At 71.6% G+C, this 13,225-nt stretch carries 10 protein-coding genes and 2 pseudogenes; 7 read left to right on the forward strand and 5 right to left on the reverse strand.

The window, feature by feature from the left end:
* Position 1 precedes the first annotated feature (1 nt).
* The 4 genes from ABZ865_RS19975 to ABZ865_RS19990 are packed head-to-tail and all read left to right on the forward strand — an operon-like array spanning position 2 to position 4,788.
* The gene (locus ABZ865_RS19975; RefSeq protein ID WP_361231735.1) at positions 2-724 is read left to right on the forward strand and encodes an ABC transporter ATP-binding protein; all 723 of its coding nucleotides are present in this window, start codon (positions 2-4) and stop codon (positions 722-724) included.
* Positions 711-1,373, forward strand: a complete 663-nt coding sequence (locus tag ABZ865_RS19980) for an ABC transporter ATP-binding protein (RefSeq protein ID WP_361231737.1) — start codon at positions 711-713, stop codon at positions 1,371-1,373. The genes ABZ865_RS19975 and ABZ865_RS19980 overlap by 14 nt, the downstream gene beginning before the upstream one ends.
* A complete protein-coding gene (locus tag ABZ865_RS19985; RefSeq protein ID WP_361231739.1) occupies positions 1,370-4,018 on the forward strand; it encodes an FtsX-like permease family protein in 2,649 nt (882 codons plus the stop codon). Before ABZ865_RS19980 ends, ABZ865_RS19985 begins: the two co-directional genes overlap by 4 nt.
* A 38-nt stretch (positions 4,019-4,056) precedes the next feature.
* A complete protein-coding gene (locus ABZ865_RS19990) occupies positions 4,057-4,788 on the forward strand; it encodes a response regulator transcription factor (RefSeq protein ID WP_361231741.1) in 732 nt (243 codons plus the stop codon).
* Positions 4,789-4,904: 116 nt separating this feature from the next.
* On the opposite strand, the gene ABZ865_RS19995 is transcribed toward ABZ865_RS19990, so the two are convergent.
* The 4 genes and pseudogenes from ABZ865_RS19995 to ABZ865_RS20010 all read right to left on the reverse strand — a co-directional run.
* Entirely contained in the window at positions 4,905-6,176 is a 1,272-nt protein-coding gene (locus tag ABZ865_RS19995; RefSeq protein ID WP_361231743.1) for a hypothetical protein, read from the reverse strand.
* 38 nt (positions 6,177-6,214) lie between these two features.
* Positions 6,215-6,532 (reverse strand): ATP-binding protein, encoded by a 318-nt coding sequence (locus ABZ865_RS20000; RefSeq protein ID WP_361231745.1) that lies wholly within the window; start codon positions 6,530-6,532, stop codon positions 6,215-6,217.
* A 6-nt stretch (positions 6,533-6,538) separates the two neighbouring features.
* Positions 6,539-7,483, reverse strand: coding sequence for a histidine kinase dimerization/phospho-acceptor domain-containing protein (locus ABZ865_RS20005; RefSeq protein WP_361231747.1), 945 nt, complete (start codon positions 7,481-7,483; stop codon positions 6,539-6,541).
* Positions 7,474-7,650: pseudogene (locus ABZ865_RS20010) on the reverse strand (helix-turn-helix domain-containing protein); the annotation flags it as partial. The pseudogene ABZ865_RS20010 and the gene ABZ865_RS20005, both read right to left, overlap by 10 nt.
* Positions 7,651-8,428: 778 nt before the next feature.
* Between ABZ865_RS20010 and ABZ865_RS20015 the strand changes: the two are divergent.
* Together ABZ865_RS20015 and ABZ865_RS20020 are read left to right on the forward strand one after the other, a co-directional pair.
* On the forward strand, positions 8,429-9,640 hold the full coding sequence (locus ABZ865_RS20015; protein ID WP_361231749.1) for an FAD-dependent oxidoreductase: 1,212 nt from the start codon (positions 8,429-8,431) through the stop codon (positions 9,638-9,640).
* 56 nt (positions 9,641-9,696) lie between these two features.
* Complete coding sequence (locus ABZ865_RS20020) at positions 9,697-10,695, forward strand: L-threonylcarbamoyladenylate synthase (protein ID WP_361231751.1); 999 nt, start codon at positions 9,697-9,699, stop codon at positions 10,693-10,695.
* A gap of 25 nt (positions 10,696-10,720) precedes the next feature.
* On the opposite strand, the gene ABZ865_RS20025 is transcribed toward ABZ865_RS20020, so the two are convergent.
* A complete protein-coding gene (locus ABZ865_RS20025; protein ID WP_361231753.1) occupies positions 10,721-11,362 on the reverse strand; it encodes a carbonic anhydrase in 642 nt (213 codons plus the stop codon).
* Positions 11,363-11,735: 373 nt separating this feature from the next.
* On the opposite strand from ABZ865_RS20025, the pseudogene ABZ865_RS20030 reads away from it, so the two are divergent.
* Positions 11,736-12,939: pseudogene (locus ABZ865_RS20030) on the forward strand (SpoIIE family protein phosphatase).
* The last annotated feature ends 286 nt before the right edge of the window (positions 12,940-13,225 follow it).

Below are 13,225 nucleotides of genomic sequence, written 5' to 3' on the forward strand. Positions count from 1 at the left end.
CATGGCGTCCGAGCCGGTGCTGGCTGCTCGTGAGCTGTACCGCTTCTACCGGGCCGGCGAGGAGGAGACGCTCGCGTTGCGCGGGGTGTCGCTGCGGGTCGGGCGGGGCGAGACGGTGGCGGTCGTGGGTCCCTCGGGATCCGGCAAGTCCACCCTGCTGGCGTGTCTGGCCGGGCTCGACGAGCCTTCCGGCGGGGAGGTCCGCGTGGACGGCGTGCGCATCAGTCACCGGCCCGAAACCGAGCGGGCACGGCTGCGCGCCCGGCACATCGGCGTGCTGCTGCAGACCCGCAATCTGCTGCCCCATCTGAGCGTGCGGGACAACGTCCGCCTGCCGCAGCGCGCCGCGGGCCGTAAGCCGGCCGCCTCGGCCAGGGAGCTGCTGACCCAGGTGGGCCTCGGTGAACGGATGCACGCGCTGCCCCGGCAGCTGTCCGGAGGGGAGCTGGCGCGGGCAGGGCTGGCCGTCGCGCTGGCCAACTCTCCCGCTCTCCTCCTGGCGGACGAGCCGACCGGCGAATTGGACGGGGAGACCGAGCAGATGGTCCTCGCGATGCTGCGGGAGCGGGCAGCGCAGGGATGCGCGGTGCTGATCGTGACGCACAGCACCGACGTCGTCAGGAGCGCGGACCGGGTGATCGCACTGGAGGACGGCAGGGCCACCGACGCCTCGGCCCAAACCGCCCGTCCCGCGCCGCAGGGGGTCCCCGATGCCACCGGATGAGGCACTCGTGACCTGCACCGACGCGGCTCTCACCTTCGGTCGGGGCACGCAGGCCGTCGTGGCCGTGCACGGTGCCAACCTGGAGATCGGGGCCGGCGATCGGCTCGCAGTCGTCGGCCCCTCCGGGTCGGGGAAGAGCTCGTTGCTGCACCTGCTGGCCGGGCTGGAACAGCCCACCAGCGGAACGGTGACCCGCGCCGCCTCCCTCGGGCCATACGACATCGGCTTGGTCTTCCAGGGCGACAGCCTGATCCCAGCCCTGAACGTGGCCGAGAACACGGCTCTGCCCCTGGTCCTCGCCTACCGCCCGGAAGGCGAGGCCCGGCAGGCGGCCCTCGCGGCGCTCGCGCTGGTGGACGCGGCCGACCTGGCGGACCGGCTGCCCGAGGAGATCTCCGGTGGCCAGGCCCAGCGGGTGGCCGTCGCCCGCGTGCTGGCCCAGTCCCCGCGCCTGATCCTCGCCGACGAGCCCACCGGCCGCCTCGACCACGCCACCGGCGGCCGTGTCCTCGACGCCCTCCTCACCGCCGCCGACCACACCGGCGCGGCCCTCGTCGTCACCACCCACGATCCCGCCGTCGCCGCCAGCCTCACCACCCGGCGCGCCATGCGCGACGGCCGACTGCTCGCACCCGAGGAGGTGCCATGATCGGCTCATGGACGGTCGGCCTGGCCCGCCACCGCACCGGACGTCTGCTGGCCGCATTGGCCGGCATCGCCCTCGCGGTCACCCTGGTCGCCGCGCTGGGCTCATTCCTCACGGCGTCGAAGGCGACCATGACCCAGCGTGCCGTGCGCTCGGTCGCCGTCGACTGGCAGGTCCAGGTACAGCCAGGCGCCGACCCCGGTGCGGTGATGTCCCTGGTCCGCAAGGCGCCGGGAACCCGCGCCGCCCTGCCCGTCGGTTTCGCCCACACCACCGGCTTCACCGCGCGCGTCCAGGGCAGCACCCAGACCACAGGCCCCGGCATGGCCCTCGGCCTGCCCGACGGCTATCGCGCCCTCTTCCCCGACGCGATCCGCACTCTGTCCGGCTCCCCGACCGGCGTCCTGCTGGCCCAGCAGACCGCCTCCAACCTGCACGCCGCCCCCGGCGACACCATCGGCGTCCGGTTTCCCGGCATCGGAGTGCGACAGGTGAAGGTGGACGGCGTGGTCGACCTGCCCCAGGCCGACTCGCTCTTCCAGACCGTCGGCGCACCCAGCCAGTCCCAGCCGACCGCACCGCCGGACAACGTCGTCCTGCTGCCCGCCGCCAGGTTCGCCGCGCTGATTCGGGGCGCCTCTGCGGTCACCACCCAGATCCACGTGGCGCGCGACGACGCCCGCCTGCCCTCCGATCCGGCTGCCGCCTTCACCGCCGTCACCGGCGCCGCCCACAACCTGGAGGCCCGCTCCGCGGGCGCCGCACTGGTCGGCAACAACATCGGCGCCGCCCTCGACTCCGCCCGCCAGGACGCGCTGTACGCCCAGATCCTCTTCCTCTTCCTCGGCGTCCCCGGCGCGGTCCTGGCCGCCGCCCTGACCGCCGCGGTCGCCTCCGCCGGCGGCGAGCGGCGCCGGCAGGAGCAGGGCCTGCTGCGGCTGCGCGGCCTGCGCCCCCGCCAGATCACCGCCCTCGCCGGGCTGGAAGCGGCGCTGATCGGTCTGGCCGGCGGGCTGGCCGGACTGGGCGTCGCCGCACTGACCGGCCGCCTCGCCTTCGGTGCCGCCTCCTTCGGAGCGGGCGCGGGCACCTGGGCCTGGTACGGCACCGCCTTCGTGCTGGGTGCCGCCGTAGCTGCCGGAGCCGTCCTCGTCCCCGCCCTGCGTGACCTGCGTACGGTGACCGTCGCCGAGACCCGCAAGGAGTCCGGTGCCCGCAGCACCAGGAACCCGTGGTGGATGCGGTACGGCCTGGACTTTGCCCTCCTGATCGGCTCCTGGCTGGTCTTCCGCGCCTCCTCCGGCAACCAGTACGCGTTGGTCCTCGCCCCGGAAGGCGTGCCCAGCATCTCGGTGTCTTACTGGGCCTTCCTCGGCCCCGCCCTGCTGTGGATCGGCGCCGCCCTGCTGCTGTGGCGGCTCACCCTCCTCGCCCTCACCCACGGCCGCCCCGCCCTGGCCCGGCTGGCCCGCCCGCTGACCGCGACCCTCGCCGGCACCACCGCCGCCACCCTGTCCCGGCGCCGCCGCCCCCTGGCCCGCTCGGTGGTGCTGCTCGCCCTCGCCGTGTGCTTCGCGCTCTCCACCGCCGTCTTCAACGCCACCTACCGCCAGCAGGCCGAGGTCGACGCCCGCCTGACCAACGGCGCCGACGTCACCGTCACCGAACCACCCGGCGCCCGTGTCCCACCCGGTGCCGGATCCGCCCTGAAGGTCTCCGGCGTACGGCACGTCGAGCCCCTCCAGCATCGCTTCGCCTACGTCGGCTCCGACCTGCAGGACCTCTACGGCGTCCGCCCCGACACCATCGCCCGGGCCACCTCACTCCAGGACGCCTACTTCGCCGGCGGCACCGCCCAGCAGCTCATGCGCAAGCTGGCCCAGCGCCCGGACAACCTGCTGGTCAGCGTCGAGACCGTCAACGACTTCCAGCTCGCGCCCGGCGACACCGTCAACCTGCGCATCCAGGACGCCCGCACCAAGGCCCTGCGCACGGTCCCCTTCCACTACGCGGGCATCGCCAAGGAGTTCCCCACGGCACCGAAGGACAGCTTCTTCGTCGCCAACGCCGCCTACATCGCCAAGGCGACCGGCAGCGACGCGGTCGGCGCCTTCCTCCTCGACACCGGCGGCACCCACCAGAACCAGATCGCCACGCGCCTGCGCTCGCAGCTCGGCACCAGCGCCACCGTCAGCGACCTCACCCAGACCCGCGGCACTGTCGGCACCAGCCTGACCTCCGTCGACCTGGCCGGACTCACCCGCATCGAGCTCGCCTTCGCCGTCCTGCTGGCCGCCGGAGCCGGAGGACTCGTCCTCGCCCTCGGGCTCGCCGAACGCCGCCGGACCTTCGCCATCGCCACCGTCCTCGGCGCACGCACACGCCAGCTGCGCGGCATGGTCCTCACCGAGGCCCTTCTGCTGGCCGCAGGCGGCCTGGCCGGGGGTGCCGTCATCGGATGGGCGCTGTCGGAGATGCTGGTCAAGGTACTCACCGGCGTGTTCGACCCGCCGCCCGCCGCCCTGGCGGTGCCCGGCGTCTACCTGACCCTGACCGGACTGGCCGCCTTGATCGCCGTACTGGCCGCAGCCCTGAACGGCATCCGCGGTGCCCGGCGCCCCGCGGTGGAGGAACTCCGCGACCTGTGAGCCCGCCTGCAGGGAAGCGACCTGCCTACTCTGTTGCCATGGGCACGCCTGCCGCACCGGACCGCAGCCGTCTGCACATCCTGGTCGTCGAGGACGACGACACCATCGGACGCCACCTGGAAACCGGCCTGCGTGTCAACGGCTACGCCTCCGCGTGGAGCCGCACCGGCGCCTCGGCCCTGGCGGAGACGGACGGCACCGCCTACGACGCCGTTCTCCTGGACCTCGGCCTGCCGGACCTCGACGGACTGGACCTCGCACGCACCCTGCGCGCCCGCTTCCCCGACCTGCTGATCGTGATCCTCACCGCCCGTACCGACGACATCGACGTCATCGCCGGCCTGGACGCAGGCGCCGACGACTACCTGGTCAAGCCCTTTAGCCTCACCGTTCTGCTGGCCCGCCTCCGCGCCCACCTGCGCCGACAGACCAGCACGTCGCAGCCGCAGCCCCCACTACGGCTCGGCGACCTGGTCATCGACACCACGTCCCGCCGCTGCACCCTTCACGACACGGAGATCGCCTTGCGGCCGAAGGAGTTCGACCTGCTCGCCCTGCTCGCCAGGAACCCCGGCATCGCTGTCTCGCGAGAAACGCTGATGGCACAAGTGTGGGACGAGAACTGGTTCGGCCCCACCAAGACCCTGGACGTCACCATGGCCGGCCTGCGCCGACGTCTCACCCAGGCCGCCGAGGAGTCCGCCCGCGCTTGCCGGTTGCCTCACATCAGCACGCTCAGGGGACATGGTTACCGCCTTGAGTGCTGCTAGAGCGGTGGGCCTGGACGAAGAGTTGACTGGCCCTGGTCAGCGCCAGTCCCATGGGATTCTGCGGCACACTGAGCCTGCCCGGCCGGGTGGGCCGGGCAGGCTCAGTGTGCGGTCTGTCAGCCCATGTCCGTCAGGAGGGCGTTCAGTTCCTTCTCCTGCTGGGCAGCCGGCATCGGCGGGTTCGAGTGGTCGATGCCGAAGGTCCCCAGCACCTTGTCCATCTGGGCGTCGATGGAGGTCCAGCCGGTGTTGTCCAGCGGCTGCAGCGACGCCTGGTCGGCGTCCCACAGGTCACGCAGCTTCTGGGCTGCCGCATGGGCTCCGGCCGCGTCCCCCGAGCGTGCGTCCTTGAGCGAGGTGGAGGCGAGGGTCTTCAGCGCGGCGACCTTGGCGGGCGGGAACTTCTTCACCGCCTGGCCGGGAGCCATCTGGACGGCGGAGGTGTTGTCCTCCTCCGCCGCCGGGCCGACGTGCGGCTGGCCGTGCGCCCAGACCAGCAGGCCCGCGGTGGCGACGGCCAGCAGTCCGAAGCCGGCCAGCGCGACGCGCTCCTTGCGCGGGTTGCTGGTGGCCGATGCGGCGTGGGTCGCCTCGTGGGTCTCGGTCACGTCCGAGCGCGTCACCGTCAGGTAGACCACCGTCGCCAGGATCAGGCCGAGGAAGATCAGGCTGGTGGTGAACGTACCCAGGTCGAGACCGGTCGGTTCGCCCGGCTGGGCGACCTTGGGGGAGGCGAGCCAGTCGCCGATGTTGGCGCCCAGCGGGCGGGTCAGGATGTAGGCGAGCCAGAAGGACAGCACGGGGTTGGCGCCGAACTTCCACAGTGCCGTGATCGCCGCGATGAGGCCGAGCGGGAGCAACACCGAGGCGCCCGGGCTCCAGCCGGTCAGCTCCAGGGTCCAGTCGCCGGTCGCGGTGCCGAGCGCGAAGGTGACGAGAACGGCGAGCCAGTAGAACGACTCACGGGGCAGCGTCGTGACCGAGTGGATCGACAGGGTGCGCTCACGCGCCCACCACACGCCGAAGACCGCCGCGAGCAGCACGGAGAAGACCGCGGAGCTGATCCACAGCGGCACGTTGAGCTGGTCGGTGAGGATGTCGGTGTACAGGGTGCCCGTGACGCTGACAACGACGACGGTCAGCCAGTAAGGGAACGGGACGTACCGCTTCAGCCGCAGCTGGACGGCCAGGACCACCACGAACACCGCGGTGAAGATCCAGGCCGTGTTCACCAGGCCGACGCCCAGCTTCATGTTGATCCAGTCGGCGAAGCTCTCACCGACGGTCGTGCACAGGATCTTGATCACCCAGAACCAGATGGTGACCTCGGGGACCTTGTTGAGCATGAGACGCCCGCTGCGCGTGCGTGCTTCCGTTGTCGTCGTCATGCGTGGAGGTTTACGCGGGGAATCTGCACGTAACCTGACTACGCGGTTGCACGGGCGGCCGGGAGTGTCACCGCGACGTGACCGCGGCCGTCCGCGATCGCGCGGACCTCCACACCGGCCGAGGCGGCGATGCGCCGGACCACCGGCAGCCCCAGCCCGTACCCGTCGCCGCCGGTCACCCCCGCTTCGAAAACCCGGTCGACGTCCGCGGGATCGAATCCGGGGCCGTCGTCCAGGACATCGACCACGATGGCCTCGCCCTGGTCGCGGGCGGTGATCCACACCCGGGACTTCGCATGCCGCAGGCCGTTGTCCAGCAGGGGTGACAGCAGCGACACGGCGACGTCGGCCGCCACGGCGACCTAAACCTTCTCGGGGAAGGCGACCTCGACCGCGCGGCCGGCGATCGCCTGCCGTGCGGCGGAGCGCAGATCGCACCGGGTTCCCTTGTCCGTCCGTGCGCGCGCGGCGCGCAGAATCGTCGTGATCGCCGTATCGAGGCGGTCGACCTCGCTCAGCACCGCCTCCGTCGGCACCGGCTCGCCGGACAGCTGCGCCAGCTGCGCCTCGGCCCGCAGGACCGTGAGCGGTGTCCGCAGCTCGTGGGCGATCTCGTCGGTGAGCCGGCGCTCGTCCGCCAGCGCGTTGTCGACGCGCTCCAGGAGGTGGTCCAGGGTCCGCCCCAGTTCCCCGAACTCGTCGCGGGGGACTCCGAGGTTGAAGCGGCGCCCGGGTTCGTGCCGGCCCCAGTCGTCGGCGAGGGCGGCCATCTCGTGCACGACCCGCAGCGCGCGGCGCACCACGAGGTGTGCGACACCGCCGGCGAGGAGGATCGTGAGTCCGCCCAGTATCAGGGACAACGTCAGGCTGCGCTGCTCGGACGTCTCGTAGGGCGTGAGGTCCACCCGGACGATCACCATGACGTGGTGGCCGTGGATCGGGACCTGCCGCGCGTACAGGAGGTAATCGTCGACCGTCGCGGTCTGCGGTCGCCCGGAGTCCGCGAGCTCCTCGACGCGATCGAGCAGGCTCGGCGGGACGTTTCCGTCGATCAGGCGGCCGTCGGCATACACCCAGGCGACCTCGTCCAGCGCCTCGCTGCCGTTCTCCGTCAGAACGACGCGGCCGCCTTTGGCGGTGACGTTCGCCGCGACCGCCTCGGCGCGGGTACGTGCCAGATCGTGCGCGTCGGCGTCGGTCACCCGGCTCAGCAGCACGTGCGAGACCACGACCAGGATCGCGACCACGGCGGTGGCGATCCGCACGGTGAGTGCGACGACCCGCTTACGGAATCCCGTCACTGCCATCGGTAGCCCACGCCGCGGACGGTTGCCAGACGCTCGGCCACACCCAGCGGACCGAGCTTGGCCCGCAGCCGGCGCACATAGGAGTCGAGGGTGTTGTCGCTGACCTGGGCTCCGTGCGGCCAGCCGGCAGCGATGAGGGCGTGGCGGCGTACCGCGTCGCCCTGCGAGGGGGCGAACAGCCCTTGCCATACACGGCGGCCCCCGGCGCCGGGCAGGAACCGGGGGCCGCCAGCACGAGTGCCGGTTCAGGGAACAGGTGCATCTATCCACCGGATCAACGCTCCGGCGGCAGGTAAGTCACGCGGCATGCAACTCGAGCGTCCCGGATCACTACCCGGACTGCGAGGCGGCTTCGATGGCGAACGTGCCGTGGCTGCCGGTCAGGCGGTTGATGCGCGCGAGGATGAGATCGACTCCTTGCCGGGTACTGCTCGACGCCGCTGCGGGGTGCTGTTCTGCCTGAACTGCGCCCTGCGGCGTGCCGCCTGCGCGTGACGCCTCGTGCCGGGCCGTCCGCTCCCGCATCGGGGCACGCGTGGAAGGGACATGACCATAGGCGCAGACCGGCTTTGGAGAAAGCACTACAGGCGGCCGACGAACGTGAGGCCGATCTTGGTGAGGCTGCACTGCGTTCAACCATCGAGGCCGGTAGACGACGATGAGCGGGTGTAAGTCCGCGATCATTGTGTTGCCTGAGATGTCGGGTGCTTTGACTAGGTTCAGTCAAGGTGTGCTGAAATCCTGGGCGGGCTGCGGTTGAGGGGCCACACTCATTCGTGGGAGGGGGATCGCGTGCGGTGGCCCGTTGGCCGCCGGGGCGTTCCGAGGTGTCGCGCTGCCCTGGGGAGGGCGGTGGGCTGATCGGTGGGGGGATGTGTGACGCAGTCGCTTCCGGGGCGGCGCCCTGCTCACGAGCGGGCGGTTGGCGGGCGCGGAGGGCTCCCAGTGGTGGTGGTCGGCGCCGGCCCGTACGGCTTGTCGGTGGCCGCTCATCTGCGGGTCGCCGGGGTTCCAGTGCGGATCTTCGGGGAGGTGATGGGCAGTTGGCGGCATGCCATGGCCACGGGGATGTTCCTGAAGTCGACCCCGGACGCCACCGACCTGTCCGCACCCGAGCCGGGCGGACGGCTGGCGGACTTCCGCAGGGTGCACGGTGAGTCGGAGCTGACGGAACTGACGCCGATCCCGTGCGACGTGTTCGTGCGCTACGGGCAGTGGTTCCAGAAGCGGTACGTCGGTGACGTAGAACCGGCCAGGGTCGCCTGCATCGACCGCGGCCCGAGCTCTTCCGGGTTCGTCGTAAGACTCGACGACGGCCGGCAGCTGACGGCGGCAGCCGTCGTGGTGGCGACCGGATTGAACGGACTGGCGTACATATCGAAGGAGTTGCTGTGCCTCGCGCCGGACGGGCCGGGAGCCGGGGCCCTGGTGTCACACACCAGCCACCACAGCGACCTGTCGCGGTATGCCGGACAGCGGATCGCGGTCGTCGGGGGAGGCCAGTCCGCGCTGGAGAGCGCCGCGCTGCTGCATGAGGCCGGAGCCCACGTGCAGGTGCTGGTGCGCGAGCGGCGCGTTCTGTGGGGGTCGGTTCCGCAGCCGAGTCGGCCTTGGCCACAGCGGCTCGCGCAGCCCGCTTCACCCCTGGGGACGGGCTGGACACTCGCCGCTGTCTGCCGGGCACCAGGCGGGGTGCGGCGGCTCCCCGCTGCCGCCCGGCTGATGTTGTTCCGCCGGGCGCTGGGGCCCTCCGGCGGCTGGTGGCTGCGCGACCGGGTCGAGGATGTCGTGCCGGTGCGCACCTCGTGCCGCGTCACCCGCGCCGAGGCATCCGGCTCCACGGCCCGGCTGGAGATCACCGGGCCGGGCGGTTCGGAGGGTCTGGCTGTCGACCACGTGCTGGCCGCCACCGGCTACCGCCTCGACATCGACGCGCTTGCTTTTCTCCCCCCTACGCTACGGCGGCGCGTCGTCTGCGTGCCCGGCTCCAAGGCCCCTCAGCTGACCAGGACGCTCGAAACATCTGTGCCTGGCCTGTACGTCGCTGGTTCGCTGGCCGCCCCGACGTTCGGCCCCATGATGCGCTTCGTCGCCGGAACGCACTACGCCGCCGCTCGCGTTGCCCGTGATGCCGCCCGATGGGTGGTCGCTCCATGAGCGTGGAGCGGTCTCCACGGAAATGGGGGAAGCGGAACAGTGGGAGTATTGCCGGCGTGACGGCAAGAACCAGTGACATCGAGAAGGCGGCCGAGGTACTTCGCGCCGGCGGCCTGGTGGGCCTCCCGACCGAGACCGTCTACGGTCTGGGCGCCAACGCCGAGGACCCCGCCGCCGTCGCGCGCATCTTCCAGGTCAAGGGACGTCCGCCCTCCCACCCGCTGATCGTCCACATCGGCGGCGCGGAGCAGCTGGACGACTGGGTCGAGAACGTGCCCCAGGCGGCACGCCTGCTGGCCGAACACTTCTGGCCGGGTCCCCTCACGCTGGTGTTGAGGCGCGGTCCCCGAGTGCCCCTCGAAGCGACGGGTGGCTTGGAGACGGTGGCCGTGCGCGTGCCCGACCACCCAGTGGCACTCGCGCTGCTGTCGGCCTTCGGTGGCGGTGTCACGGCCCCGTCCGCCAACCGCTTCGGCTCGGTCAGCCCCACCACCGCCGACCACGTCCGTGCGGAGCTCGGCGAGGCGGTCGACTTCGTGCTGGACGGCGGCCCATGCGAGGTCGGTGTCGAGTCGACCATCGTCGACGTCACGGGCGAGATTCCGAGCATCCTCCGGCCCGGCGGAGTGACACGCGAGGACCTCGAAGCGGTGCTGGGGCACCCTCTTGCCGTCCCTTCCACGAGCCGCGTCCGGGTGCCGGGCCAGCATCCGTCCCATTACGCGCCGCGTGCACGGGTCGTCCTCGTCGAGCCCGAGAAGGTCGTCGCCGAAGCGGAGCTCGCCCAGGAGCAGGGGCACCAGGTGGGCGTTCTTCTTCCCCTCGCCTTCACCGACGCCCCGGTGAAGGCGCACGCCGTGGTGACGGTCCCCGCTGCGATGGCCGCCTACGCGCGCGGCCTGTACGGGTTCCTGCGCGAACTCGACCAGCAGGGGTGCGACCTCATCGTCGCGTCCCTGCCGGCGGAGGAAGGGCTGGGACTGGCGATCGCCAACCGGCTCCGCCGCGCCGCGGGGCCCCGGCCCTCCTCGGTCCCCGGCCTCCAGCAGCACTGAACACCGGGCTGGCCGGCGGCGGGTTTCACCGTGTGGGGGCGGCAGCCCTGCTCAGGCCGTGGGAGGCGACCAGTTGTGCACTGCCGTCGGCCAGGCGGTAGGACAGGCCCACCACGGCAAGTCGGCCGGCGGCCACGCGCTCGGCCAGCACGCGGGAGCGTTCCAGCAGCAGGTCGACGGTGAGCCTTATGTGCTCGGCCAGGATCTCTTCGGGCTGCTCGCGTCCGGCGGCGCGGGCCGCCAGCACACTCGGGGTCACACGTTCGACAACGTCACGGACGAAGCCGGCGGGCACCCGGCCGCCGTCGGCGGCGGCCCGGGCAGCTGCGATGGCTCCGCACGAGTCATGGCCCAGCACCACGACCAGCGGGCAGTCCAACACACTCACGCCGTACTCGATACTTCCGAGCGCCTCCGCGCCGACGACGTGCCCGGCGTTGCGCACCACGAACAGATCCCCGAGCCCCTGGTCAAAGATGATCTCGGCGGCCAGCCGGGAATCGGAGCAGCCGAACAGCACCGCGAAGGGATTCTGAGCGGGTGCGGTCTCGGCGCGGCGTGCGGCGTCCTGGTTGGGGTGCTCGGGCGAGCCGGTGACGAACCGGTGGTTGCCTGCCAGCAGCATCTCGAAGGCATCATCGGGAGTCGGTGTCAGGGTCTCAGTCATGGCGGAAGGCTACGGCCGACCCCGCTAAGTCGCGCGGCCGGGTCCACGGATGGCGGCCTGCGCTCCCTCCGCGGGCCGCACTCCCGGACACCAGGCGGTGTCGCTCTCGGTGGGCCTCCTCGGTGCGCTGGCAGCTGCTCCGCCCAGAACGGCAGGCCGACCGGGGACACCACACAGCGAGAGGGTCCCGGCCAGGGCAGACAGCCGGATCGGGGTACGCAGCCGCCACCCCGGCTGCCCATGGGGAGCTCGGCGGGCGCGGCAGCTGGGCCTTTCGTAGATTGAAGAGGGAGCAACTCGCAGGGACCTACGTGTGACGGCACCGGAGATCGACTACACGGCGGTGTTCGCCGTCCTTCCGAGCCCGTGCCTGATGCTGGGCACGGACCTGGTGATCGCCGCTGCCAATCCGGCCTTCTGCGAGGTGGCCGGACGCAGCCGGGCCGAGCTGGTCGGGCAGTACCTCTTCGACGTCTTCCCGGACAACCCCGCCGACCCGGAAACCGACGGGATGGAGACGCTGAAAGCTTCCCTGCACCGGGTTCTGGCCTCGGGCCAGACCGATCACATGGCGCTGCAGAGGTACGACATCCCGGTCGTCGGCAACCCCGAGGTGTTCAAGGAGCGGTGGTTGACCGCGATCAACGTGCCCGTCCTCGGCCCGGACGGCAAGGTCGTCTGGGTCCTCCACCGGTCCGAGGACATGACCGAGGTCGTCCGCGCCCGCCGCACCGCGCTCCTGCCGTCGGTCAGTCCCGGCCGGGAAGCGGCCATGGAAGCCGAGCTGTACGCCCGAGCACGGCAACTGCAGCAGTTGAACGAGGAACTGCTACAGGCGCACGCCCGTGAACGGCGTATCGCCGTCGCCCTGCAGGAAACCATGCTCCATACCCCGGACCTGGGCCGGCACCCGGACATCGCCGTGCGCTACCTGCCCGCGGTCGGAGCGCTGAACGTGTGCGGCGACTGGTACGACACGGTCGACCTGCCCGCAGGTCGCTTCGCCGTCGCGGTCGGCGACGTGGTCGGCCACGGTCTGATGGCCGCCACCGTCATGGGGCAGGCTGCGCAGCGCACTGAGCGCCGCCACCCGCACCGTCCACGGCCCCGCCCAAGCCCTGGAGGTCCTCGGACTGTACGCACGCTCGGTCGAGGGAGCCCTGGCCGCCACCGCCGTCCAGGTCCTCGTCGACTGCCACAGCCACCTGCTCATCTACAGCAGCGCCGGCCACCCTCCGCCCGTCCTGCTGCACCCGGACGGCACCTGCGACCTGCTCGACCAGGCCACCGACCCACCACTGGGCGCCCGCCCCGAACACGTCCCCCGCCCCCAGGCCACCACGACCTACACCCCGGGCGACACTCTCGTCCTCTACACCGACGGCCTGATCGAACGCCGCGGTGAAGACATCGACGCCGGCCTGACCCGCCTGACCGCCATGCTCGCCACCTGCACCGGGTTCGGCCCGGAACACCTCGCCGATGCCCTCCTGGCTGGCCTGGGCCTCGCCAGCGGCGCAACGGACGACATCGCCATGGTCGTCGTCCGCCTGGACGCAACGACCCGACCGCCCTGACCGGGACGGTGCTGGAGATCGCGACGGCCGTGTGCCGGAGCTTCCCTGTTCACTGCGCACCGGTGGCAAACGGATCACGGCCGCCCTCATCCTGGCCGAGACCCGAGGCGTGGCGCGGCTGGTCGGCAGATGACTTGGTCAAGTGCCAGGTCAGTATGGGCAGCCGTGGGGCCGACCGTGCCTCGGGGAGCGCAGCCGGCCTGGCCGCATTCCTTCCCCGTCTCTCAGCCGGATACGCGCATCGTGACGACCCGGTCACTTTCAGTCGCAAGCTGGCGATCGCGAC

Source organism: Streptomyces sp. NPDC047085 (assembly GCF_040643735.1).
Lineage (GTDB): Bacteria > Actinomycetota > Actinomycetes > Streptomycetales > Streptomycetaceae > Streptomyces.